We start from the raw sequence: 24,375 nt of genomic DNA, 5'->3' as shown, positions 1-24,375 counted from the left end.
CTAACCGTAGCGCCCCTGCCTGAGCCATTTGTTGGCGATGATCTTGGTGCCGCTGACCACCGGCGCGCCGCCGTGCAAGGTCTGCTTGTCCGGTTGATGATTGACGTCGGTGTTGAGGAACCACAGCGCGCTGCCCTTCTTCGGATACACCTCCAGCCCCAGGCCGGGGAACACCGTGCCGCCACCCTGCTCCACGTCGCTCAGGTACAGGATGAAGGTGGCCAGCCGCTGGCCGCCGCGCGCCAGGTGGCTGCGATGGCCGCTGCTGTCCGGGTCCAGCCAGTCGTAGTGCGGACGATACTCCTGCGTCACGCCGTACTTCTGCAGCTGGAACGGCTCGCCGCATTCGGCCGGCCAGTGCGCCAACTCGGCCAGCCGCTGCTCGATGCGCTCGGCCACCTCGGCCTCGCCGCGCTGGATGAAGGCCATCTCGCTGGTGCGGCCCTCGTGCACCACGCTGGCGCCGTCGGCCTCGCCGGTGACGGTGGAACGGGTGTAGCGCGTGCCGCAATGGGCGACGATGGCGTCGCACTCCTCGTCGCTGAGCACATTCCCCAGCAGGATGATCTGCGGCTGCTTCAGCACGAACAACACTTCCACCATGCGGTCCTGCACCGCGATCAGGTTGCGTTCCAGGTCGATGTAGGGCATCTGCTGCGGCGCCACGAACACGCTGGCCGCCGGCGCCTGCCCTTCTGCGGCGTGCAGCGCCAGCGCCTCGTCGATGGCGGCGCGCGCCACCGCCATGCTGTGCTGGCCGGAGGCGGCCATGCTGTTGGCCATGTCCAGCGGATTGCAGGCGCGCTCCAGGTTTTCCATGATCCAGTCCCGCCACACGGCCGGCAGGGAGGCAAAGGGGGTGGATGGAGAGGTCATCGTGTGATCGGAGGGCTGGTTGCCGGATTACCGGATGGATGATCGATTCTACCGGATTGCGCCGCCGCACCCCAGCGCCGCCGCGCGAATAGCAACAGTCCACGCAACTGCAGCAGCACCAGCAACCCGAACGCCACCTGGTAGGCCTGCGCCGGATAGTGCTGCAAAGCGTCGGGCCGCCAGCAGCCCAGCACCAGCCCGAAGCCGGCCTGCATCGCGAACGCGCCCAGGAAGATCAGCAGGTTCAGGCAGGTGGCGCCGCGCCCCGTCAGCGACGGCGGTAGGCTTTGCGCGACGATGGCGTACTCGATGCCGGTCACCGTGCCCACCAGCGTGAACACCACCGACAGCAGCTGGAAGCTGGGCGCCCAGTTCAGCACGAAGCCCAGCTGCACCGCAATGAACAGCGCCACGCCGGCCGCCGCCACGCAGATCGGCGCCACGCCGCGCCGCCCGGCCCACTCGGTGATCATGCCGACCGCGATGGCGCCGAAGATCACCGCCGCCATACCCAGGTACAGCAGATAGGTCACCGCCGCCTCGGAAAAGCCGGCGACGTCGCTCAGCCAGCGGCTGATCCACAGCCCCTGTATGCCGAAGAACACCATGTGCGGCACCATGACCAGCTGCGCCACCTCGCGGAAGGCCGGATGCTTGAACACCTCGCGCAGCACCGCCAGGCTGGCCGGCCGCGCCGCCGATGACGATGACGACGACGCCGGCGGCGCGGAAGGCGCCACCAGCCATATCAGCAGCGCCAGGCCGGCCGCCGCCGCCGCCAATCCCACGAACAGGCCGCGCCAGTCGGTGTAGTGCAGCGCCAGCCGCACCGGCAGCGTGGCCGATGCCGCGCCCAGGCCACCGGCCGCGATCAGGTAGCCCTGCACCGACGGCAGCCGCGCCGGCGCGATCCAGGTCGATACCGCCTTCACCGCCGACATGAAGCAGCCGCCCAGCCCCAGCCCGATCAGCGCGCGCGCCACCAGCAGCTCGGCGAAATTGCGGCCGCCCGAGAAGGCCAGCGCGCCCAGCGCCGCCAGCAGCAGCATCGGCGGCTGCACCCGCGCCGGGCCCCAGCGGTCCAGCGCCATGCCGACCGGCAGCTGCGCCAGCGCGAACGCCAGGAAGAAGGCGCTGGTCAGCAGGCCAAGCTGGCCGGGGGTCAGCGCCAGCGCCGCCATCAGCTGCGGCGCCAGCGTCGCGTTCACGGTGCGGATCAGGCTCGATAAATAGTGGCCCAGCGCGAACGGCAGGAACACCAGCACGAACACCGCGCGGCCGGACATGGCGCCACCTACGCCGAATTGTGGGCGCCGCAGCCGGCCGCCGCGCCGCCGCGCTGCCCGTCGTCCTGGCGCGCCGCGATCAGCGGGATCACCTTGCGCTGGCCCGGCGGCTCGGCGCCGTACTCGCTGCGGCTGCCGCCCTCCTCCTCGAAGAAGAACTTGTCCTTGCCGAAGGCCGGCTTCAGTTCGTCCATCCAGGTCGCGTTGGGATCGAATTTGGCGTAGAACGGCTTGCGCACCCAGTCGGCGTTGCGGGCCTGCAGGAACTGCAGCGCGAACACCTTCTCGCCGCCGATGGTGACGATGCCGTCGATCACCACCTTGCCGGGGAAGGCGCTCATCGACGGCCCGCGCACGGTGCGCGACAGGCCGGACACCATCTGGTAGGCCTGCTGGAAGATCTCGTGCGCGCGCACCAGCGGCAGCTGGAAGTACTCGCGCGGCCCGGTGTCGCGCTCGACGAACATGTAGTACGGGATGGCGCCCAGCCGCACGCCGGTCTGCCACAGTTCGGCCCAGCTGCGCGGGTCCTCGTTGATGTGGCGGATCAGCGGCCCCTGCATGCGCAGCGTGGCGCCGGTGCCGACGATGCGCTTGACCGCCTGCTGCGCGATCTCCGGACGCAGCTCCACCGCGTGGTTGTAGTGGCCCATGATGGCCATGTTCTTGCCGCTGTCGACCACCCGCTCGAACAGGCGCAGCAGGTCGTCGGCGTCGCGGTCGGTGACGAAGCGCTGCGGCCAGTACGCCACCGACTTGGTGCCGATGCGGATGTTCTGGATGTGCGCCAGGTCCGGCGCCAGCAGCGGCTCGATGTAGGCCTCCAGCGAGCGGGTGTTCATGATCAGCGGATCGCCGCCGGTGATCAAGACGTCCGTCACCTCGGGGTGCAGGCGCAGGTAGTCGGCCAGCTGGTGCGATTCCTTGGCGTCGAACTTCATGTCGTCCATGCCGACGAACTGCGGCCAGCGGAAGCAGAAGGTGCAGTAGGCGTGGCAGGTCTGGCCGGCGCTGGGGAAGAACAGCACCGTCTCCTTGTACTTGTGCTGCAGGCCCTTGAGCGGCGCGTCGTTCACGCGCGGCACGTTGTGCGTCATCTGCCCGGCCGGATGGGGATTCATGCGCAGGCGGATGCGCCGCACCAGCTCGGTCAACGCCTGCTGGTTGGCGCGGCCCAGCACCAGTTCGCGCAGCTGGGCGTAGTCGTCCGGCGCCAGCATGTCGCGGTGCGGGAAGGTCAGGCGGAAGATCGGATCGTCGGGGATGTTGCTCCAGTCGATCAGGTGATCCATCACGTATTCGTTGGTGCGGAACGGCAGCACGTGCGACACCACCTGCACCGCTTCCTGCAGGTCGGGCGTGAGCCATTCCCACTGGCGGGAATGGGAGATGGTCTGGCGGATGAAGGGCTTGAACTTGGGCGCCTGGGCGCCGGCGCTGTTCCAGGAAGCTGTCGGAGTAGAGGTCATCGCTGGTTCCTATCGCAATAAAAGGGGAGGGCGGAAACTGCATGCTAGGCCGCCCGCCGAAAAGGCGATTGCCGAAAATCAACTGACCCACGGAAATACATTTTCCCTTGACGCAGAGCGCGTGCAAAATTGCCACACGGCCAGAACTTGCGGCAGCGCAATTCCCGGCGGCGGCAGCGGCGTACAGTTGGTGGGAGCAAGTCCCTCCTCCTCCCCCACACAAGGAACCGCCATGAGACTGACCGCCCTGCTGGCCGCTGTCGCCGCCACGCTGTTGCACACCACCGCCGGCGCCGCCGAGCCCACCGAGAAGGATGCCATCGCCATGGTGGAAAAGGGCGCCGCCTACATCAAGGCCCACGGCAAGGACGAGATGATCAAGAAGGTCGCCGCCAAGGACCCCGAGTTCGTGCAGGGTTCGCTGTACGTCGACCTGCGCGACCTGGCCACCGGCGTGGTGCTGGCGCACCCGTTCAACCCCTCCATCGTCGGCAAGGACCTGACCGACGTGCCCGACGCCAGCGGCAAGAAGTACCGGCGCGAGATCATCGACCTGGCCGCCAAAAAGGGCCACGGCTGGGTCGACTACCAGTACAAGAACCCCGGCAACGGCAAGATCGAACCCAAGACCACCTACGTGCTGCGGGTCGGCGACGTGGTGCTGGAAGCGGGCATCTACAAAAAATAGCGGCGGGAGAGCACCATGCTGAACAAACTGCGTATCGGTCCCAAACTGTTGCTGGCGCCCGGCCTGGTGCTGCTGCTGCTGATCGTCATGGCCGCCGCCGCCTACTACGGCATGGTGCGCCAGAACGCCTCGCTGGAAAACCTGGTGCAGGTGCGCGCGGCGCGCCTGCGCCTGGCCGCCGACATCACCGGCGAGACGCGCTACGCCCACGCCCACATCTACCAGCTGCTGGCCTGGGTCAACGGCAGCTTCTCGCAGGCCCGGCTGGACGCGCTGGCGCGCCAGCTCAAGGCCGGCCACGCCGCCATCGAGGGCCAGCTGCGCCAGCTGGCGGCGCAGACCACGTCCGACGAGGACGCGGCCGAGCACAAGATCGCCGGCCAATTGCTGCAGACGCTGGTGGCCTACCGCAAGGCGGTGCAGGACACCATGGAGATGGCCAGCATCGACCAGAGCATCGCCACCAACGCCATGGCCCACGGCGAGAAGCAGTTCCTGCTGTTCAACGAGCAGCTGGCGCAGCTGTCGGCGCTGGAGAAAAACCTCAGCGAGCAGGCTTACGCGCGCGCGCGCGCCGAGTTCCACTCGCTGGGCAACAGCATGGCGCTGATGGTGCTGCTGTCGATCGCGCTGTCGCTGGGCGTGACGATGGCGGTGCGCGGCGCCATGCTGCGCGACATCCGCGCCATCGCCGACGTGGTGGTGGCGCTGGCGGCCGGGCGGCTGTCGGCCGGCCAGGGCGGCAACCACGGCCGCGACGAGATCGCCGACACCGCCCGCATGCTGGACCACACCATGCACAACCTGACCCAGACGCTGAGCGCCATCCTGGCCTCGGTCAAGGCGATCGACTGCGCCTCGCACGAGATCGCCAGCGGCAACCTGGACCTGTCGACCCGCACCGAGATGCAGGCCAGCTCGCTGGAGGAGACCGCCAGCGCCATGGCCAGCCTGACCCAGGCGGTGCAGAACAACGCGGCCGGCGCGCGCCAGGCCTGCGAGCTGGCGGCCGGCGCCGCCGACCTGGCCCCGCCCGGCGGCGCCGCCGTGCGCCAGGCGGTGCAGACCATGGCCTCGATCCGCGCCAGCTCGCGCCAGATCGTCGACATCATCGGCGTGATCGACGGCATCTCGTTCCAGACCAACATCCTGGCGCTCAACGCGGCCGTGGAGGCGGCGCGCGCCGGCGAGCAGGGACGCGGCTTCGCCGTGGTGGCCAGCGAGGTACGCACGCTGGCGCACCGCTCGGCCGCCGCCGCCAAGGAGATCAAGGCGCTGATCGCCACCTCGGTGGCCACCATCGACAGCGGCAGCGCCTCGGTGCAGCAGGCCGGCGAGCGCATGGAGGCCATCGTCGCCTCGGTGCAGCAGGTCAACGAGGTGATCGCCCGCATCAGCGACGCCAGCGCCGCGCAGGCCCAGGGCATCGCCGAGGTCAACCAGGCGGTCGGTCAGATGGACGATGTGACGCAGCAGAACGCCGCGCTGGTCGAGCAGGCCGCGGCCGCCGCCGCCAGCCTGCAGGAGCAGGCGGTGCAGCTGTCGCAGGCGGTGTCGGTGTTCAAGGTGGAGGCGCCGTCAGCGCATGGGCTTGCTCAAAAAGCGCGAGCCGGCCAGGCCGAAGCGCCACGGCAGCTCCACCGCTTTGCTGATGCCGATGCGCGGGCCGGCTAGCACCGCGACCGCGGCGCCGGCCTCCGGCGCCAGCAGCGTGAACGGCGGCGCGTCCAGCGCCAGGTTGTTGTGCTCGCGCGTGACGCCCAGCGCCTGGCACAGCCGCCCCGGCCCGGCGCACAGCAGGCGCGGCTCGTCCAGCCCGCGCCGCGCGCGCATCCGCTCCAGGCCGGCCAGCGGCTCCAGCGCCCGGATCAGCACGCCGGCGCCGTGGCCCTCCTCGCGGCAGACGAAGTTCAAACACCAGTGCAGGCCGTGCGAGCGGTACACATAGCTGCGCCCCGGCGGGCCGAACATGGAGAAGTTGCGCGGCGTCGGCCCGTTGAAGCTGTGCGCGGCCGGCTCGGTGCGGTCGTAGGCCTCGGTCTCGACGATGCGCCCGCCCACCCCGTCCACCAATAAAGTGACGCCGATCAGGCGCCGCGCCACCTCGGCCGAGGGCGCGCTGAAATCGATGCCAGCCAGATGCTTGTCCATCCGCGTATTGTAAAGGGCAATCTGGACCGCACGCCCACGAAAGGCGTGACAAATGATTATCGAAACGGCGCGCGCCACGGCTTTTAGCGACAAAATATGGCGGCCCCGGCAGAAAATCGGGAGAAATTCGTGCGCGCCGCCCGCGCTTGCGGCGATAATCTTGTGAGGCACGCCCGGCATGCGCCGGCGCACTGGTTTATAGTATCACCTTGGCAACGCCAGCCCTTACCCCCTGAAGAAGACAATGACGACAGCAGCAGCCCCAGCCATGCCAGTAGAAAACGCGGTGGAAGAAGCGCTGATGCGCTCCATCCGTATTCCGCCCCGGCCCAGCCTGCTCGTCGACCTGCAGCGCGAGCTGGCCCAGCCAGACCCGTCGCCGCGCCGCATCGCCCGCATCATCGGCAACGACGTCGGCATGTCCGGCGCCCTGCTCAAGCTGGCCAACTCGCCGTTCTTCGGCGCCGCGCGCAAGGCCAAGTCGGTCGAGCAGGGCATCAACTTCCTCGGCATCAACCAGTGCGCGGCCCTGCTGACCGGGCTGCTGGCGCGCCAGGCCATCGAGGGCAAGGAGGCCGACCTGAACGCGTTCTGGGAAGTGTCGGCGCGCCGCGCCCAGGCGGTGGTGTTCTTCTCGCGCAAGCTGCGCATCGCCCCGCCGGACATCGCCCACACCTTCGGCCTGTTCTGCGACATCGGCGTGCCGCTGCTGATGAACCGCTTCGCCGACTACGCCGCCACCTACGCCGACGCCTGCGACGACGCGGTCCAGACCTTCACCGTCATCGAGGACAGCCGCTACAGCACCAACCACGCCGCCATCGGCTGCCTGCTGGCGCGCAACTGGGGGCTGTCGCCGGACGTCTCCTGGGCCATCCTGCTGCACCACGACTACCGCGTGCTGGACGACCCGGCCACCGACGACGCCGTGCGCTCGCTGGTGGCGCTGGCGCTGCTGGCGGAAAAAGGCATCGCCCGCTTCCACAGCCGCCAGCTGTCCTACGAGTGGGAAAAAGGCGGCGACCAGGCTTGCCGCCACCTGGGCCTGTCCGAAGACGAAACCGCCGACCTGCTGGACGAACTGCACGAAGCCTTCCACACCGAACGATAAGAAAAACATGCCGAAAAATAAGCGCCCCGTACCGCGCAAATCCGCCAATTCCCCGGAACTGAAAGACGAACAACAAACCACCGAACTGTGCGCGCTGGCGCTGGACCTGGCCGACGGCGAGTTCAACCACGACATCGTGGCCGACAGCACCCGCGCCGAGCTGGCGCAAAAGGGGCTGGACTTCCAGCGCCTGCTGCGCAAGCTGCTCAACCAGGGCAAGGACGAGGTGCTGTACGGCGCCGTCGAGCTGGCCCGCGACGAGTCGCGCGACGGCTACCGCTACCTGCGCAACGCCATCGAGGAGGGCGCGGCCAGCGTGATCCTGCGCCGCGACGGCGCGCCCGAGATGGAGATCGACGCCTTCGCCATCCCGGTGTTCGTGCACAGCCGGGGCGGCCTGGACCCGGCCCACGACTTCCAGGACGGCGCCGCCTACGACGCCCTGCTCGACAGCTTCACCGACGCCGGCCTGGAAAGCCCGAAAGCCAAGGTGGTGCTGGTCAGCCACGCCTACGACCTGGAAGAGTTCGAGCGCGTCACCTACGGCCAGCTGCACGCCATGGTGCGCGAGGCGGCGCAGTCGCTGACCGAGAAAAAGATCGCCGCCGCGCCGGCGCTCGAGCGCAGTATGGCGGCCGGCTGGTCGGCCACCGGCTTCGGCCCGGACGACGCCGCCGTCGAGCTGCGCTTCCTGCTCGGCTTCGCCATGAAGCGCGCCGACGATCCTTTCTACAAGGTGCCGGCCGGCGAAAAGGCGGCCGACGCCTACTTCGCCCAGCGCGCCGCGCGCTACCAGAAATGGACCGGACAGCACGCGCCGCTGGTGGCGCGCTGCCTGGGCCGCGGCTGCGGCGCCGACCCGGCGTTGCGCCTGAACTTCCTGTACCAGGACCTGTTCTTCGGCGCCCGCGAGCAGGGCCAGGCCGAATACGCGACGCTGCAATTGCTGTCGGCGCTGAACCAGGCCATCGGCGCGCGCGCGCCGGACCGGCTGAGCGCGGTCATCGCCCCGTTCGACGTCGACGACGAGATGGTGCTGCGCGTGCAGCTGAGCGAGGACGGCGCCGTGCTGGCCCACGGCGACAAGCCGCTCGACCTGGGCGCCGACCTGGAGCTGGAGGTCGACGACCTGCGCGACGCGCTGGCCAGCATCGGCGTCGCCGAGGTGCTGGTGGCGCTGCGCTTCGACGCCGACGGCCAGCCGGTGGAGCCGCGTCCGCTGGCCTGAGGCCAACGCAAATTCCCGTTTGACATCGCCCCGGGAGCCGAGGATACTTTCCCCAAGCGGAACACAGAGTCCGCTGCCTCGTGCGGCGCCGGCTTGTGCTCCGCGGCAAAGGGAGACTCGTCATGCAACCATGGACCTTGGCCTTGTGCGCCGCGCTGCTGTGCGGCTGCGCCGGCCCGTCGCCGGCCCCGCGCGCGGCCGCGCCGATGGTATTCCACGATCAATTGTTCCAACCGCCGGCGGCGCCGGTCGACACCAGCCACATCTTCGAGGTCAGCCCCGCCATGCGCGACTACCTGGGCCGCGAGATCGGCCACGGCCTGTCGCACAAGGATCCCCGGCGCGAACTGTTCGACGCCCTGTACCGCAAGGACAAGCTGCAGCTCGAGTACGACTCGGCGATGACGCGCAACGCCGCCCAGACCTTCGCCGCGCGCGCCGGCAACTGCCTGTCGCTGGCCATCATGACGGCCGCGCTGGCGCGCGAGCTCAACCTGGTGGTGCAGTTCCAGCAGGTCGATGTCGACGAAAGCTGGAGCCGCGCCGGCGACCTGTATTTCGCCAGCAACCACGTCAACCTGGCGCTGGGCCGCCAGCGCCTGAGCTACGGCGAGGGCTACAGCGTCGACCTGTCGAACTCGCTGACGGTGGACTTCATCCCCATCCCGCCCAAGGCGCGCGAAACCGCCCGGCCGCTGGAGGAGCGCACCATCGTCGCCATGTACCTGAACAACCGCGCCGCCGAACTGCTGTCGCAGGTCAAGCTGGACGAGGCCTACTGGTCGGCCCGCAAGGCGGTCGAGCAGGATCCGGGCTTCCTGAACGCCTACAACACGCTGGCCGTGGTCTACCAGCACCACGGCAACCTGGCCGAGGCCGAGCAGGTGCTGCGCTACGCGCTGTCGCAGGCGCCCGCCAACACCATCGTCCTGTCCAACCTGGCGCAGGCGCTGGAGGCCCAGCGCCGGCCCGGCAAGCTGGCCGAGGCGGCCACGCTGCGCGCCCGCCTGGCGCAGCTGGAGCCCGAGCCGCCCTTCCACTACTTCAACCTGGGCCAGGAGGCCATGCGCGTCGGCGACGACGCCGGCGCGCGCGACCTGTTCGCGCGCGAGGTCGACCGGGTGCCGGACTACCACGAGTTCCAATTCTGGCTGGCGGTGGCCAATTACCAGCTGGGCAACCTGGGCGAGGCGGACGCCCACATGGTCCAGGCGCTGGCCAACAGCACCACGCGCGGCGACCACGACCTGTATTCGGCCAAGCTGGACCGCATCCGCGCGTACGAGGCGCACGCGGCGGGCAAATAAGCGCGCAGCGGTGGTATTCTGGCCGGGGCGCGCCCCTCAAACGCGCCCCGGAGCTTGACACATAGTTGCAACTACGCAACAATTGTAAAATGTGTAAATCAAGCTGTGCTCACCCCAAGGATACCGCCATGCTGAGACCCAGGTCCGTCTATCTCCTCCCGCTGCTGCTCGCCGCCCTGTTGACCGGATGCGGCGGCGGAGGCGGCGGCAGCGCCGCCGCGCCCGACCCCGGCACCCCGGCCGTGTCGCCCGCCCTCAGCTTCAACCCCGCCACCGTGCGCGGCACCGTCAACGCCGGCACCTCGCTCACCCTCAACGTCATCGCCAGCGTGGCCCGTCCGGCCGACTTCGCCAACGCCGGCACCGTGGTCGCCAGCATCGTCGACAGCAACGGCGTGCTGCTGCCGACCGCCCAGCTGATCCGCGACAGCGACACCCAGTACCACGCCGTGCTGCAGACCGCGCCGTCGCTGGCGGCCGGCACCTACACCGGCAACCTCAGCGTGCGCCTGTGCCGCGACAGCGGCTGCGCCAGCCAGTTCCCCGGCTCGCCCATGCTGCTGCCCTACAGCCTGCAGAGCCGGCCGGCCAGCTGACTCAGCGCCATGCCGGCCGTCGCCTTCAACGCCACCGCCCACTCAGGCGCAGCGGCGCCGGCCCCGGTCAGCATCGCCATCAGCGGCGAGGGCCGCAGCTGAGCGCCAGCAGCGGCGCGGCCTGGCAGCCCACGCCCGCCAGCGGTAGCGGCAGCGGCACGCTCAGCGCCGCCTTCGACCCGGCCGGCCTGGCCGTGGGCGAGTACAGCACCACGCTGACCGTGCTGGCCAGCGACGGCCAGAGCGCCACGCTGACGGCCACGCTGTCGGTGCAGCCGAGCGGCCTGGTCACCGCCAACGGCGTCGTCTTCAACGCCGTCAACGGCGCGCCGATCGCCACCCAGGTGGTCCCGCTCGACACCGACGACAAGAGCAGCGCCAGCTGGAGCGCGGTGGCCAACGCCGGCTGGCTGCGCATCTCGCCGACCAGCGGCAAGACGCCGGCCACCGCCGTGCTGACGGTCGATCCCAGCGTCGGCGCGCTGGCCAGCGCCAGCTACAACAGCAGCGTCACGCTCAGCGCCACCGGCCTGCCCGCGCGCGAGCTGCCGGTCACGCTGAACCTGACGCCGGCCACGTTGAGCGCCTCGGTCAACAGCATCACCCTGGGCGGCACCTACGGCCGCGACTTCAGCGCCAGCCCAAGCGTGACGCTGAGCCTGAACACCTCCACCAACGCCTGGCCGTGGACGCTGGGCGCGCTGCCGGCCTGGGCCAGCGCCACCGTCGCCAGCGGCAGCGTCAACCAGGCCGGCAGCAAGACCGCCTTCAAGGCGCTGCCGATCGGCGCGCCGGTCGGCGCCAGCTCCGTGCTGGTCAACGCCACCGCCCGCGTCAACGGCGACCAGCTGGTCGCGCCGGTGCTGCTCAACATCAACCGCGACAAGCACAAGCTGCTGCCGTCCGAGACCGGGGTGGCCTTCAGCGGCTCGCCGGGCTGGACCCGCCTGACCCGCACCCTGACCGTGCAGGACAACTACGGCAGCTTCGGCGGCATGAGCGCCGCCTCCAGCCAGCCCTGGCTGGTGGCCGGCGTCAGCGGCAACAAGCTGACCCTGACGGCCGACCCGACGCCGCTGGGCACGGACACGCTGAACATCGCCACCGTCACGCTGACCCCGCTCGACACCGACGCCAGCGCGCCCGAACCGATCCGCGTGGCCATGTGGAAGGGGACGCACACGCCGGTGGCCAACGTCAGCACGGTGCTCACCTACAGCAACGTGATCACCGACCCGATCCGGCCCTACGCCTACGTGCACAACGGCGGCGCCTACGTCGACATCTACAACCTCTACAGCGGCCAGAAGACCGGCTCGATCACCGGCCTGGGCGCCAGCCTGGGCGACATGACCACCAGCGCCAACGGCGACTACCTGTTCCTGCTGAACCTGAGCAGCCGCTCGCTGGCCACGATCGACCTCAACACCCTGGCGGTGGTGAGCCAGCTGCCGGTCGACGCCGACGCCGCCACCCGCCTCAAGGTGATCCGGCCGAACGGCGTGGAAATGCTGGTGCTCAGCACCGGCGCGGCCTACCTGACCTCGAACGGCGGCCGCCTGACCCTGCCGCTCAGCGGCGGCGGCCCGCTGGCCGCCAGCGGCGACGGCAAGAGCCTGCTGCAGCAGCAGGAAAACAGCGCCACCGTGCAGATCACCACGCTCAGCGTCGACTACAGCGCGCTCAACGGCGGCACCCTGTACCCGGCCCGGATCGCGGCCGCCAGCCACGCCAACACCGGCACGCTGGGCCAGGACATCGCCGTCAGCCCGGACGGCACGCGCATCTACACCGCCAGCAGCACGCCCAAGCTGTGCAGCATTCTCAATCCGGTCGATCTGGGGGTGCTGGGCTACCTGGCGGCCGGCGACGGCACGCCCAACAACGTCAAGCTGGGCAGCGACGGCCGCATCTATTGCGGCGCCGCGGTCAAGACCGCCACCAGCGATGTGTGGATGTACGACACCAGCGGCAAGCTGCTCAACCAGTTCAAGCTGGCCGGCACCGGCAGGCAGTTGCTGCCGCGCCAGCTGGCGGTGTCGGGCGACGGCACGATTTTGATCGGCATCACCGACGACGGCGTGGCCACCATCGTGCCGGTGGGGCCGTGACGGCTCAGTAGCCGGTGCTGCGGCCGGCGATCACCGGCAGGTCGTCGTCGGTGGTCATGGCCCAGATCAGGCGGGCGATGGTTTCCGAGGCGATCACCGTGTGGTGGTTGCCCATCGCCATCAATTTTTCGCGGATCTCGCGCCGCACGGCCGGGATGCCGGTCAGGTCGAACAGGATGTCGACGCCGTCGCCCAGCGCGACGATCTGGTCCAGCGTGCGGACCGCCAGGCCGGCGTCCAGCGCCAGCTGGCGGCCCGGCGTGTCGCCGCTTTCGGCCACCGCCACCAACTCCACGCCGCGCTCGCGGCGGCCCAGCATGTTGCGCAAGAAGGCCGAACCGATACGGCCCAGTCCGATGATGGCGATTTTTTGATTGTCCATGTTTTCCCCAGCTAAGTTGAACTGCGATCGATACCCCGGTACACCTGTGTTAAAAGAAAGTATATTAAAGGCAAGCATAACCACGCTCCCCCGGCAAGGCAAGCCGCATGGCACGGCCGCCCCGGCGAAGGGTTGTTTTTACACAAGGAAACATCATGCGGGCATTGATCATCATTGACATGCAACAAGGAATGGCCGGCCCCGCCGCCGGCGTGCGCAACAACCCCGACGCCGAGCGCCACCTCGCCGCCCTGCTGGACGCCTGGCGCGCGGCCGGCGCCCCGGTGGTCCACGTGCGCCACATGTCGCGCACGCCGGGCTCGCCGTTCTGGCCGGGCCAGCCCGGCGCCGAGTTCCAGCCCCGGCTGGCGCCGCTGGCGCGCGAACACGTGGTGGAGAAGAACGTCCCGGACTGCTTCGTCAACAGCGGGCTGGAGCGCTGGCTGCGGGTGCGCGGCATCGACGCGGTGGTGCTGGCGGGCGTGAGCACCAACAACTCGGTGGAGGCCAGCGCCCGCAGCGCCGGCAACCTCGGCTTCGCCACCCAGGTGGTGGCCGACGCCTGCTACGCCTACGCCAAGACCGACTACGCGGGCGTGCCGCGCAGCGCCGACGATGTACACTACATGGCATTATCCAACCTCGATGGCGAATATGCCGCCATCGTCGACACCGCCTCCGTGCTGGCCACGCTCGAGGATTGACGTTTAAGGATCCATCGTCATGCGCATCGCCATCGTCTCCGACATCCACGGCAACCTGGCCGCGCTGGAAGCGGTGGCGGCCGACATCGTCCGCCAGCGGGTGGACGCGGTGGTCAACCTGGGCGACAGCCTGTCCGGCCCGCTGCTGCCGCTGGAGACCGCGCGCTTCCTGATGGCGCGGGACTGGACCCACCTGGCCGGCAACCACGAACGGCAGATCCTCGAATTGCACCCCGGCTCCGGCGCGGCCGACGCCTACGCCCACGCGCAATTGACGCCGCGCAAACTGGCCTGGATCGCCACGCTGAAGCCGGCGCTGCAATGGAGCGACGAGGTCTTCCTGTGCCACGGCACGCCTGCCAGCGACATCACCGGCCTGCTGGAAACGGCCGAGCGCCACGCCAGCGCCGCCGAGATCGAACAGCGCCTGGGCCGGGTCGAGGCCGGCCTGATCGCCTGCGGCCACACGCACGTGGCGCGCAGCGTGCGCGGCGCGCGCGGGCAGCTGATCGTCAATCCCGGCAGCGTCGGCCAGCCGGCCTATACCGACGACCATCCCTACCCGCACGCCGTCGAAACCGGCTCGCCCGACGCCCGCTACGCCATCGTCGAGCGGCGCGAACAGCGGTGGCACGCGCAACTGCTCACCGTGCCCTACGACCACCGCGCCATGGCCGAACTGGCCCGCGCCCACGGCCGCGAGGATTGGGCGGTCGCGCTGATGACCGGCTACACCTCGGCAGCGTAGTGCAGGAGATAAGAAAGCACTGGAACGCGCGCGGAATCAGGTACGTCCCGTGGCCAAAGCCACCGAATTTCGTATCTTTGCCCATTGAACCGTTTTTAAGAGGCGTGCTCCCTGGCGGTGACGATGTTCGCGCCGGCGGGCGCGCTCCAGCGCAGGCCGATTTGGCGTACCGCTTCGGCGACGCCATCCTCGTGCTTCATGGCTTGGGCGATGGCTTGCGCGCGGACGGTCATGGCGGGCGTTCCGCGCAGCCGGCGGATCTGGGCCGCCAGTCTGGCCGGGCTCACGCTGCGGCGCTTGAACGGCTTGCCGGCGATGCCCAGTCGCCGCAGCTCGCGTCCCCAGTGTTCCTGTTCGCTGATGTGGGCGATCACCAGCGACGGTACGCCGGCCAGCGTGGCGGACTGCGTCGTGCCCGCGCCGCCGTGGTGCAGCACGGCGCAGCAATGCGGAAAGATCTGCTGGTGCGGCGCGCTCGCGATGTAGAGAATCTGAAGGTCGGATTGAAAACCGCAGGCCTCCCAGTTGTGGCACTGGATGATCGCGCGACTGCCGGCCAGGCGCGCGGCCTCCGTCAGCAAACGCAGCGCCTCGGTCTGGCCAGGCAGGTCCGCGGGCATCCAGCTACCGAGCGTCATGTAGACCGGCGCCTCGCCGGCGCCCAGGAAGCTGGACAACGACGCGGGCAAGGCGCCCTCCAGCTCGCAGTTTGGCCGGTCCAGAAAACCGCAGACCTGGATCGAATCGGGCCAGTCCGGCTGGCGCGCGCAGATTTGCGGACTGACCGCGACCAGCGCAAGATCGCGCGACACCCAGACTTCGGAAACGAGATCGCGCAACGGCGGCATGCCAAGCTGCTTGCGTAGCCGGTCCGGATAATGCCGCAGCGTTCGGGTGAGCACGGTCCTCGTCAACCACCAGAGCAGGCGATTGCCCGGCTTGCCCAGCACCCGCAAGCCGAGTGGATGCTGGTGGTCGCTGGGAACGGCCGCGTGCGTCAACAGCACGCTCACGTAAGGCAGGCCCGCATGCTCCGCCGCGATCTGCAAAGGGTGCACGAAGTAGTGGCCGATCAGGAGATCCGATTCGGCACCGAGGCGGCGCGCCGATGCGAACATCGCGTCCTCGGCCGGCGCGAAGGCCATGCGCAGCAGGGCCGCTATCTGCTTCATCGGATCGCGGATCTGGTACGCGGCATGGCCGACCTGCTCCGCCTCCTCGGCGCTGAGCGCCAGCGTATGCACGGTGATCTTCGCGCCTTGCGCCGACCGGACTGCTTCGTAGACGCCCGCCTGCAGGCAGTAGATAACGAGATGCACCTCGTGCCCCGCCGCTTGCAGGCCATCGGCCAGGGCAAGGAAGGGGCGGATGTCGCCGTGCGAACCCCAGGTCAGCATGCCTATCTTCATGGTTCAATTATCCCTTTCAAGTGGCCACGGAACTCCAGCAGCATTTTCCATTGCTCCAGCTTTTGCGCCAATGTGAGCGAGGCGTGGGCGGGGGATGTCGATGGCAGCACCACCGTCCGATAACCTTCCGCCGCGAACTGCGGGGCGAACTTGCCGGACGTCTGGCCGTTGAAGCCCACCGTCTCCAGCAGCGGGCACAGCTCGCGCAGGCGGGCGAAGTCGTTGGCGGCGGGCTTGCGGATGGCCGAGTCGAGGCTGCCCTCGCGCTCGCAGGCGCCCAGCACATCCCACAGGCCGAAGCCGTGCGCCAGCAGGCGCGGCAGGCGCTCGTCGTACGGCAACTGCGCCAGCGGCTCCCCCGTCAAGGCCGACAGGATCGGCCACAGCAGATTGCGCGGATGCGCGTAGTACTGCTGCGCCGCAAGTGAGGCGGCGCCGGGAAAGCTGCCCAGCACCAGGATGCGCGTGCGCGCGTCGATCACCGGCGCCAGGCCGGCCAGCGCGGGGGATGCCGGATCGTGGGCCATCACGCGCCGTCCGGCAGCGCCTCGGAAATCGCGCGGAAGGAGCGGTCAAACCGATACGGGATGTTCAGGTGGCTATCGACGAATTCCTCGTACATGAACGGAACCCCCAAGCCGCGCAAGCGCTGCGTGAAGATGCGCGCCCCATATTGCAGGTTGAACTCATCCAGCGTGCCGGCGTCGAGGTAGAGCAGCCGCAAGCTGCGCAGCGCGTCGACGTGGCGCTCGGCGAGGTGCACCGGATCCCACGACAGCCAGCGCTGCCATACGGCCTCATGCAATTCACCGGTGTGCGTATCGAACGGCAGCACGAAGCCCGGCGACATGGCAGGATCCGGCGAATAGCAGGCCGCCATCGCAACGGTATTGAGGGTGGCGTGAAAGCCGGGATCGCGCGGACGAATGTCCCGCAGCCGCTCCACGAAACCGGCCAGTCCGCCGTGGCGCTCCAGCACCGGCAGGCAGCGCGCAAAGGCCGGCTTGTAGCACAGCTCGAAGTACAGGTCGCCGCTGTGCGACGCGGCCATGCCGAACACCTCCGGACGCCGCATCGCGAACATCAGCGCGCCATAGCCACCCGAGCTCTTGCCGGACACGGCACGCCAGTCGCGCGCGGCGACGGTGCGATAACGCGCATCCACATGGGCCACGATTTCGTCGGCGACATAGTCTTCGTAACGCCCGGTCGCGCTGGAGTTGATGTACTGGCTGCCGCCGTAGCGCGTCAAACAATCCGGCATCACCACGATCATCGGGCGCATGTGTCCGCTCCCGATCAGCCGGTCCAAGCGCTGGGGCAGGTTCACGTCCCAGGCGGAATCGTTCAGCAGGGAGACGCCGCGTCCGCCAAATCCGGCCAGCACGTAGACGGAGGGATAGCGCGCGACGCCCTCGTCATAGCCCGGCGGCAGGTAGATGGCCAGTTGCCGGCGCGCCGAATCGCCCGCCGCGTTGCCCGCCAACAGGCGGCTGTCGATCGTGTCCAGGACTATCCGGCCTGCGGGATACTGCGTGTTCACCATATTTGAAATTTCCCTCTGCCACTCGGTCATGGCCGCATTGTACCCAACGATTCGGGTGTAGAATTTGCCGACGGCACGACCGTACTAAAAAACCCGGGAGACACCCATGTCGCAAGCGCGCACCATCGATACCCTGCTGGCCAAGTACAGCGAGAGCCATCTCAACCCCACCAACGAGGTGATCCACTTCATCTGCGTGCCCATCATCGTCTTCACGCTGCTGGGGCTGCTGTGGGCCGCGCATCCGCTGCTGGCGGTGGCGGTCACGCTGGCTTCGCTGGTCTACTACTTCAAGCTGTCGAAGCCGTTCGCGGTGGGCATGCTGATGATGAGCACGCTGATGCTGGCCCTGCTGGCCGCCCTGCCGGACAAGGCCATCCTGCCGCTGTCGCTGGCGATCTTCGTGCTGGCTTGGATAGGCCAGTTCATCGGCCACAAGATCGAGGGCAAGAAGCCGTCGTTCTTCGACGACCTGCGCTTCCTGCTGATCGGACCGCTGTTTGTGCTGGGCTTTTTGTACCGCAGGCTGAAGCTGGCGTACTAGTGGAATCCGGCGTAGGCGAACAGGGTCTGGGCGGCGCTCTGCATGTCGTCGCCGGCCAGCATCAGCACCAGCGCGGTGCTGACCGCGACATAGCCCAACAAGCCGACAACTTTGATCTGCAGCGCGGTGCTCATGCCGCCCTCCCCGTGTGTGATGTGTGATTCCATCTTACTTGCATTTTCAACAAAATGCTCAAAATTTACACAGCAGAAACAAATTAAACCATACGCTGTTGCGCCGCAACAAAAACGTGGCCGCTAGGCAAGAACTGGCGCGGGCGGCTATACTCGTTCGATGTCCTCTCCACTCCTGTTCGCCATTGCCTGCCTGATCTGGGGCTCCACCTTTTTCGCCATCACGCTGCAACTGGGCGAGGTCGCGCCCGCCGTGTCCGTCGTGTACCGCTTCGCGCTGTCGGCGGCGGTGCTGTTCGCCTGGTGCCTGGCGCGCGGCGACAAGCTGCTGATGCCGTGGCGCACCCAGCGCTGGATGTTCCTGCAGGGCTGCGCCACCTTCGGCCTGAGCTACATCTGCACCTACAGCTCCGAGCAATACCTGGTCTCCGGCCTGGTCGCCGTGCTGTTCGCGCTGATGGTGTTCTGGAACCCCATCCTCAACCACCTGGCCTTCGGCACGCCGCTGCGCTGGCGCACCTGGGCCGCCGGCGGGCTCGCCATCTGCGGCGTGTCGCTGCTGTTCCTCCAGTCGATCCGTGGCGCCTGGAGCGAGATCCTATCCGGCGGCAACGGCCACTTCCTGCTCGGCCTCGGCCTGGCGCTGACCGCCACCATCGCCAGCTCGGTCGGCAACGTGGTCGTGATCAAGGTGCGCGAGCAATCGTCCAACGTGCTGCTGACCATGGCCTGGTCGATGCTGTGGGGCAGTCTGCTGGTGGCGCTGTGGGTGCTCGTCAGCGGCCAGTCGTTCAGCATGCCGTCCGGCCTGCCCTACTGGGGCGGACTGCTCTACCTGTCGCTGTTCGGCTCGGTGATCGCCTTCGCCGCCTACTTCACGCTGATCCACCGCATCGGCTCGCACAAGGCGGTGTACATCGGCGTGGTCACGCCCGTCATCTCCGTGCTGCTGTCGATCCAGCTGGAACACTTCCGCCCCGGCGCGCTGGAATGGGCCGGCATGATACTGTGCCTGTCCAGCGTCGCCTGGGCGCTGCAACCCGATACCCCCATCCTCAAAGAAAGCACCGTGGAAGCCTGATGACTACCTCCGACCTGACCATACGCCCGGCCCAGCCGGCAGACGTCGCCGCGATTTTCGGCATGATTTACGAACTGGCCGTGTTTGAAAAACTCGAACACATGGTCGTCGCCAACGAAGCCATGCTGCACGACAGCCTGTTCTGCGACAAGCCGGTGTGCGAAGCGCTGGTCGGCGAAGCCGACGGCGAAGTCGTCACCTTCACGCTGTTCTTCCACAACTTTTCCACCTTCCTGTGCAAGAAGGGCCTGTACCTGGAGGACCTGTACGTCAAGCAGAGCCATCGCGGCAGAGGCTACGGCAAGCAGATGCTGGTGGCGCTGGCGCAGCTGGCGGTGGAGCGCGACTGCGGCCGCTTCGAATGGTCGGTGCTGGACTGGAACAGCAACGCCATCAAGCTGTACGAAAGCATGGGCGCCTCGCTGCTGCCGGAGTGGCGCATCTGCCGCGTCACCGGCGACGCGCTGACGCACATGTCTCAAGGCGCTTGATATCGCACAAGGCCCGGCGGCACCCAGCTTGCAGAATGAATGTCGACATTCATTCGCAGGAGACCGCCATGCCGAAATTGCCGCCCTTAATCAACACCGTCTACAAAGCCTGGCTGCGCGCCCGGCTGGAGCGCTACACGCGCGCGCTGGAGGCCATCGCCGCCCAACGCGAGAACGATTTCCACGCCGAGCGCTTGCTGCACAAGGAAATGGTGCTGCTGCGCTCCAAGCTACACTCGCTGTGACGGCGCGCGGCTGGCCAGCCGCTCCAGCAGCTCGAACGCGGCCTGCGTCAGCAAGGCCAGCAGCGCCGCCGGAATCGCACCGGCCAGCAGCATGTCGTTATCGTTCAGCGCCAGGCCGATGGTGATGCGCTCACCATAGCCGCCGGCGCCGATGAAGGCGGCGATGGTCGCCGTCCCCACACTCATCACCGCCGCCGTTTTCACGCCGGCCAAAATCACCGGCAAGGCCAGCGGCAATTCGATATGGACCAGCCGCTGCATCGGCCGCAGGCCCAGCGCCTGCGCCGCCAGCCGCAAGCCGGCCGGCACCTGCAGCAAGCCGGTGCAGGTGTTGCGCACGATGGGCAGCAGCGCGTACACCACCAGCGCAGCCAGCGCCGGCACCGTGCCTATCATGCCCAGCAAGGGAATCAGCAGCGCCAGCAAGGCCAGCGAGGGCACCGTCTGCAGCACGCCCGTCAATCCCAGCACCACCTGCCGCAGACGCGGAAACTCCGCCGCCAGCACGCCCAGTGGAATGCCGACCACGCACGCCAGCAGCACCGCCGCCAGCACCAGCGTCAGATGCTGGCGCGTCAGCGGCCACAGGTTCTTGTCGAAGATCTTGGCCAGCAGGCCGTCGCGCACCGGCGCCGATGCCGGCACGGCGGCCGTCCCGGCCTGCGGCATGTGCGCGGCCAGCCAGCCGCGCGCCACGTTGGCGAAACTCTGGCCGTCGATTTCGGCGGCGGCGTTCATCGCGATCATGTCGGTGGCGCTGATCCGCCCCTCCAGCTGCGCGATCGCCTTCCACGCGGCCGGGAAGCGCGCCGGTGCGTCGAGCCGGTACAGCAGCATCGCGTCGTAGCGCGGGAAGTAGGCGCGGTCGTCGTCCAGCACGCGCAGGCCGTACTGGCGGATCTTGGCGTCGGTGGAGTAGATGTCGATCACGTCGACCTGGCGCTGCATCAGGGCCTCGTAGGCGATGCCGTGGTCCAGGCCCTCCGGCCGCTGCGGCAGGCCGTAGCGCTTGGACAGTCCCGGCCAGCCGTCCGCGCGGCCGATGAATTCGTGCGACAGACCGAAGCGCAGCGCCGGCAGCGCCGCCAGCTCGCTGAGTTTTGTCGGGCCGTCGGCGCCGCCGCGCACCGCCAGCGCGTAGGTGTTGTTGAAGCCCAGCGGCACCGCCACGCCCAGCCCCATGGCCGCCAGCTCGCGGCGGATCTGCTCCAGCGGCGCGGCCTGCGCGTGTTTGAGGATTTCCAGGTCGATGGTACCGAGGTATTCGGGATAGACGTCGATGCGGCCGGCCTGCAGCGCCGCCAGGACGATCGCGGTGTTACCCATGCCCTGCAGGTGCTCGACCTTTGCGTGCGGCGCGGCGGCCTGCGTCAACACCTCGCCCAAGACGTAGGACTCGGTGAAGCGCTTCGAGCCCACATGCAGCGTATCGCCCGGCGCGGCCACCCGCGCCGCCGAACAACAGGGCCAGCCAAACAAGCAATCGTCCTTGCACACGCTCTCCGAAATGATAGTCAATCCAGAGAGCTTACCATCAAGCGCCCGCGCGCAACATGGCCGCCTTCAAGGCCTGGCTCAGCGTCTCGTACGATTCCGACAGGTGGGCCTTGGCCTCGCGGCTCATCGGCTTCGCCATCGCGCCACGGATATCGCGTTGCAGCGCCAGCGCGTTCTCACGCTGCAGGCTGCGGGCGTCGGCCGGCGTGAGCGGCGATGCGCGCAGCAGTATCGTCGTCACCCGCTTCAGGTGCTCGCGTTGCAGGTTGCGGCGCATGCCGTTGATGTCCTTGCCGGTTTTCAGCTCGCTCCACACCGCATCCTGCACGGTGGTGTACAACTCGTCGAGGCTGAGCGCCTGCTTGCGGTCGTCCAGCTTCTCCTGCGAGTCGAGCAGGCGCACCGCCACCGCGTCCGACATCAGCTGGTCCAGCGCGCCCGCCTGCAGGAACAGCACGCGGCCGCTGACCGACACGTCGGCCCGTCCATGCCATTCGAAATGATCGGCGCCGAGGCGGCTGATCATCGCCGGCGAGAACTGGAAGCTGTCCGACTTGAACAAGCTGGTGGTCAGCATCTGCAAGGCGGCCCGCTGGCGCGGCAGCGGCACCGGCGTGAAGGTCGCGCGGCCCGTGCCTGCGTGGTCGCGCAGATAGGTCACGCCGCCCACGTACTTCACCACCACCGGCATGGTGCGCGCGAACTGTTGAAAGCCGTAGTCGAAGCTGCGGCGCAGCGTTTCATAGCTCTCGCCGGGCTTCAGCGTGCGGCTTTGCAGACGGTCCCACAGCTCGCGCGAGATCGTCAGGCGGCGCTGGAAGTAGGCCAGCGGATCGTTGCCCAGGTCGAACACGTTCACGTCCGGATCGGAATTGAAACCGCCCGCATCCTGGTCGGTGCCGAAGGCCAGCAGCGGCTCGTTGGAGCGCGAGGCGATCTTCGCCAGCTCCTCCTTCTCCTGCGCCGGCTCGAACGGCTTGTAGGCGTACTCGATGGCCCAGTAATCGTAAGGCCCCAGCGTCGACGCCACATACTCGCCCTGCTTCTCACCCTTCAGCGACAGGTTGAACGGCGTGTAGTCCATCACCGATCCGGCCAGGCCGTTCTTCTTGGTGAACTCGGGATCCTGCAACTGCTTCAAACTGTAGATGGTCGACGAGCGGAAGTTGTGGCGCAGGCCCAGCGTGTGCCCGATCTCGTGCATCACCACCGAGCGCACATAGGCTTGCGCCACAGCGTCCGCCTCGGGACTGCCCATTTCCAGTTCGCCGCGCGCCTCCAGCAGGCCCATGGCGAAGCCCATCTCGGATGCCGACTCCTGCATGTAGTCGCAGCGCTCCTCCTGCCCCGGCATGGCCGACGGCTGCTGCAAGGGCATGCTGTCCTCGCCGATCATGCGGCGCGCGCCGCGCGCGAAGATGTCGGACATGCCGATGTCCGCATCGAGAATCTCGCCGCTGCGCGGATCGACCTGGCGCGGCCCGATGGCGAAGCCCACATCGCTGCCGACAAACCAGCGCACCGACGCATGCCGCGCATCCATCGTGTCGAAGCGGTCCTTCTCCGTCTGCTGCCTGACCACGATGGCGTTCTTGAAGCCGATGCGTTCGAAGGCCTCGTTCCAGGCCAGGATGCCCTGCCTGACCGACTCGCGGTACTTCTCCGGAATGTTCGCGTCCAGCCAGTACACGATGGGCTGTTTGGGTTCCGACAGCGCCTGCGCAGGGTCCTGCTTCTCCAGGCGCCAGCGCTGGATGACGTGGCGCGAGGTGGTCGGCGTCACGTCGTCCGAATAGTCGTAGGTCGTGTTGACGAAATGGCCGATCCGGTCATCCGCCACGCGGCCATGCATGGGCTGCGCCGGCAGCGGCATGAAGCTGTAGTAGAAGCCCAGGAACATGCTGCGCGGGTCCGGCAGCGTGGTCGGCGGCATGGGGATAGGCACCGGCGTGGTCGGCATCACCGCCGGCGGCGCCGCGATGCGCGGCACGAAGAAGTGCGCGTTGACCTGGAAGCCGGTCATCGTCTCGTCGGAGCGGATGGTCAGGAAGCTGCTGTTGCGCGCGTCCATCGCATACGGCATGCGGAAGGCCGCCTCCAGCCGCGTGGTGAAACTGGGAATATCGCCGAACAGCAGGATATTCGCCTCCACCAGGATCGCGTGGTTCTGCGGATTCGGGCCGCTGGCCACCGGCGCGATCGCCACCAGGCTGTCGGAGAACGCCTGCGACACCGCCAGCGCCTGCGGCGTGCCGGCCTTGGCGCCGTACTCGGTATTCTTGGCGATCATCTGCACCAGGTTGCCGATACGGTGGAACACCACCACCTGGCTAATCCCCATCTGGCTGCCGTAGATACCGCGCTCGCCTATCCCGTTCGGCATGTTCACGGTCATGAAGATGGGACGGTCGAACTGGTCGGGCCGCAGCTCGATCCAGACCTTCTCCTCTTTCTGGTACAGGTTCAGGAAGCCCTGCAGATGCGCCGCGCCGCGCACCAGGTCCGCGAACGGCTTGGGCGCGGCGGCGGCCGCCGCGGCTGGCGTCGGCGCGGTGGCCGGCTGCAAAGGCGTGGTGGCGACCACCGGGACTTCCGGCGCATGGGGAACGGGCGTGGGCGGCACCGGCTCCTGGGCCAGCGCCTGCGCGCCGAGCGTCAGCAGGACGGCGGCGCGGAGAGAATTCATGACAAACATGGGTATCCTGTTACGTTGGAAGAGGCATCCGGTACTGTAACCGAAACAACAACCAGCGAAACAGAATTTCCCGAGG

Annotated in this window: 24 protein-coding genes; 13 read left to right on the top strand and 11 right to left on the bottom strand. The window is 68.1% G+C overall.

Going from position 1 to position 24,375, the window contains the following annotated elements:
• The 3 genes from HUX88_RS01355 to HUX88_RS01345 are packed head-to-tail and all read right to left on the bottom strand — an operon-like array spanning position 1 to position 3,631.
• Positions 1–876: a 2OG-Fe(II) oxygenase gene (locus HUX88_RS01355; protein WP_229219149.1), complete on the bottom strand. Its 876-nt coding sequence runs from the start codon at positions 874–876 to the stop codon at positions 1–3.
• Positions 873–2,162, bottom strand: coding sequence for an MFS transporter (locus HUX88_RS01350; protein WP_176360560.1), 1,290 nt, complete (start codon positions 2,160–2,162; stop codon positions 873–875). The genes HUX88_RS01355 and HUX88_RS01350 overlap by 4 nt, the downstream gene beginning before the upstream one ends.
• 8 nt (positions 2,163–2,170) lie before the next feature.
• Entirely contained in the window at positions 2,171–3,631 is a 1,461-nt protein-coding gene (locus HUX88_RS01345; protein ID WP_176360559.1) for a KamA family radical SAM protein, read from the bottom strand.
• Positions 3,632–3,863: 232 nt separating this feature from the next.
• On the opposite strand from HUX88_RS01345, the gene HUX88_RS01340 reads away from it, so the two are divergent.
• Positions 3,864–4,319 (top strand): cache domain-containing protein, encoded by a 456-nt coding sequence (locus HUX88_RS01340; RefSeq protein ID WP_117013904.1) that lies wholly within the window; start codon positions 3,864–3,866, stop codon positions 4,317–4,319.
• Between the two features lie 15 nt (positions 4,320–4,334).
• A complete protein-coding gene (locus HUX88_RS01335) occupies positions 4,335–5,993 on the top strand; it encodes a methyl-accepting chemotaxis protein (RefSeq protein WP_176360558.1) in 1,659 nt (552 codons plus the stop codon).
• On the opposite strand, the gene HUX88_RS01330 is transcribed toward HUX88_RS01335, so the two are convergent.
• Positions 5,898–6,470, bottom strand: a complete 573-nt coding sequence (locus HUX88_RS01330) for a DNA-3-methyladenine glycosylase (protein ID WP_176360557.1) — start codon at positions 6,468–6,470, stop codon at positions 5,898–5,900. The genes HUX88_RS01335 and HUX88_RS01330 overlap by 96 nt on opposite strands.
• Positions 6,471–6,714: 244 nt before the next feature.
• Between HUX88_RS01330 and HUX88_RS01325 the strand changes: the two genes are divergently transcribed.
• The 5 genes from HUX88_RS01325 (at position 6,715) to HUX88_RS01310 (ending at position 12,823) form a co-directional block, all read left to right on the top strand.
• Positions 6,715–7,581 (top strand): HDOD domain-containing protein, encoded by an 867-nt coding sequence (locus tag HUX88_RS01325; RefSeq protein ID WP_176360556.1) that lies wholly within the window; start codon positions 6,715–6,717, stop codon positions 7,579–7,581.
• A gap of 7 nt (positions 7,582–7,588) precedes the next feature.
• Entirely contained in the window at positions 7,589–8,809 is a 1,221-nt protein-coding gene (locus tag HUX88_RS01320; protein WP_176360555.1) for a DUF2863 family protein, read from the top strand.
• A 122-nt stretch (positions 8,810–8,931) separates the two neighbouring features.
• Positions 8,932–10,116, top strand: a complete 1,185-nt coding sequence (locus HUX88_RS01315) for a tetratricopeptide repeat protein (RefSeq protein ID WP_176360554.1) — start codon at positions 8,932–8,934, stop codon at positions 10,114–10,116.
• Positions 10,117–10,244: 128 nt separating this feature from the next.
• Positions 10,245–10,712, top strand: a complete 468-nt coding sequence (locus tag HUX88_RS32035; protein ID WP_229219147.1) for a DUF11 domain-containing protein — start codon at positions 10,245–10,247, stop codon at positions 10,710–10,712.
• Positions 10,628–12,823, top strand: coding sequence for a quinoprotein amine dehydrogenase (locus HUX88_RS01310; RefSeq protein WP_229219146.1), 2,196 nt, complete (start codon positions 10,628–10,630; stop codon positions 12,821–12,823). The genes HUX88_RS32035 and HUX88_RS01310 overlap by 85 nt, the downstream gene beginning before the upstream one ends.
• A 4-nt stretch (positions 12,824–12,827) precedes the next feature.
• Here the strand turns inward: HUX88_RS01310 and HUX88_RS01305 are convergent, their stop codons facing one another.
• Entirely contained in the window at positions 12,828–13,205 is a 378-nt protein-coding gene (locus tag HUX88_RS01305; RefSeq protein WP_117013911.1) for a homoserine dehydrogenase, read from the bottom strand.
• A gap of 155 nt (positions 13,206–13,360) precedes the next feature.
• On the opposite strand from HUX88_RS01305, the gene HUX88_RS01300 reads away from it, so the two are divergent.
• Together HUX88_RS01300 and HUX88_RS01295 are read left to right on the top strand one after the other, a co-directional pair.
• The gene (locus HUX88_RS01300; protein ID WP_117013912.1) at positions 13,361–13,909 is read left to right on the top strand and encodes a cysteine hydrolase family protein; all 549 of its coding nucleotides are present in this window, start codon (positions 13,361–13,363) and stop codon (positions 13,907–13,909) included.
• 19 nt (positions 13,910–13,928) lie between these two features.
• Complete coding sequence (locus HUX88_RS01295; RefSeq protein ID WP_176360553.1) at positions 13,929–14,657, top strand: metallophosphoesterase; 729 nt, start codon at positions 13,929–13,931, stop codon at positions 14,655–14,657.
• Between the two features lie 95 nt (positions 14,658–14,752).
• On the opposite strand, the gene HUX88_RS01290 is transcribed toward HUX88_RS01295, so the two are convergent.
• From HUX88_RS01290 to HUX88_RS01280, 3 genes are read right to left on the bottom strand one after another with little or no spacing between them, the layout of a single operon-like run.
• Entirely contained in the window at positions 14,753–16,066 is a 1,314-nt protein-coding gene (locus HUX88_RS01290) for a glycosyltransferase (RefSeq protein ID WP_217916186.1), read from the bottom strand.
• Complete coding sequence (locus HUX88_RS01285; RefSeq protein ID WP_176360551.1) at positions 16,063–16,593, bottom strand: DNA-deoxyinosine glycosylase; 531 nt, start codon at positions 16,591–16,593, stop codon at positions 16,063–16,065. The genes HUX88_RS01290 and HUX88_RS01285 overlap by 4 nt, the downstream gene beginning before the upstream one ends.
• Complete coding sequence (locus HUX88_RS01280) at positions 16,593–17,642, bottom strand: esterase family protein (protein WP_176360550.1); 1,050 nt, start codon at positions 17,640–17,642, stop codon at positions 16,593–16,595. The genes HUX88_RS01285 and HUX88_RS01280 overlap by 1 nt, the downstream gene beginning before the upstream one ends.
• Before the next feature lie 76 nt (positions 17,643–17,718).
• On the opposite strand from HUX88_RS01280, the gene HUX88_RS01275 reads away from it, so the two are divergent.
• Positions 17,719–18,156 (top strand): DUF962 domain-containing protein, encoded by a 438-nt coding sequence (locus HUX88_RS01275; RefSeq protein WP_117013917.1) that lies wholly within the window; start codon positions 17,719–17,721, stop codon positions 18,154–18,156.
• On the opposite strand, the gene HUX88_RS01270 is transcribed toward HUX88_RS01275, so the two are convergent.
• Positions 18,153–18,290 carry a hypothetical protein gene (locus tag HUX88_RS01270; protein ID WP_175041905.1) on the bottom strand — a complete coding sequence of 46 codons (138 nt, stop codon included), beginning with the start codon at positions 18,288–18,290 and terminating at the stop codon, positions 18,153–18,155. The genes HUX88_RS01275 and HUX88_RS01270 overlap by 4 nt on opposite strands.
• A gap of 160 nt (positions 18,291–18,450) precedes the next feature.
• Here HUX88_RS01270 and HUX88_RS01265 point away from each other — a divergent pair, with 160 nt between their 5' ends.
• The 3 genes from HUX88_RS01265 (at position 18,451) to HUX88_RS01255 (ending at position 20,107) form a co-directional block, all read left to right on the top strand.
• Positions 18,451–19,371 (top strand): DMT family transporter, encoded by a 921-nt coding sequence (locus HUX88_RS01265; RefSeq protein ID WP_176360549.1) that lies wholly within the window; start codon positions 18,451–18,453, stop codon positions 19,369–19,371.
• Positions 19,371–19,862 (top strand): GNAT family N-acetyltransferase, encoded by a 492-nt coding sequence (locus tag HUX88_RS01260; RefSeq protein ID WP_176360548.1) that lies wholly within the window; start codon positions 19,371–19,373, stop codon positions 19,860–19,862. Before HUX88_RS01265 ends, HUX88_RS01260 begins: the two co-directional genes overlap by 1 nt.
• Before the next feature lie 68 nt (positions 19,863–19,930).
• Positions 19,931–20,107, top strand: coding sequence for a hypothetical protein (locus HUX88_RS01255; protein WP_175001146.1), 177 nt, complete (start codon positions 19,931–19,933; stop codon positions 20,105–20,107).
• On the opposite strand, the gene HUX88_RS01250 is transcribed toward HUX88_RS01255, so the two are convergent.
• The gene (locus tag HUX88_RS01250) at positions 20,093–21,586 is read right to left on the bottom strand and encodes a glycine betaine ABC transporter substrate-binding protein (RefSeq protein WP_176360547.1); all 1,494 of its coding nucleotides are present in this window, start codon (positions 21,584–21,586) and stop codon (positions 20,093–20,095) included. The genes HUX88_RS01255 and HUX88_RS01250 overlap by 15 nt on opposite strands.
• Positions 21,587–21,641: 55 nt before the next feature.
• Positions 21,642–24,290, bottom strand: a complete 2,649-nt coding sequence (locus HUX88_RS01245) for a zinc-dependent metalloprotease (RefSeq protein ID WP_229219145.1) — start codon at positions 24,288–24,290, stop codon at positions 21,642–21,644.
• Between the last annotated feature and the right edge of the window lie 85 nt (positions 24,291–24,375).

It is taken from the genome of Duganella sp. BJB1802 (genome assembly GCF_013369445.1).
Taxonomy (GTDB): domain Bacteria; phylum Pseudomonadota; class Gammaproteobacteria; order Burkholderiales; family Burkholderiaceae_D; genus Rugamonas; species Rugamonas vulcania_A.
Note: the sequence above shows the minus strand (reverse complement) of the source record. Positions and strands in the feature narration are given on the sequence as shown.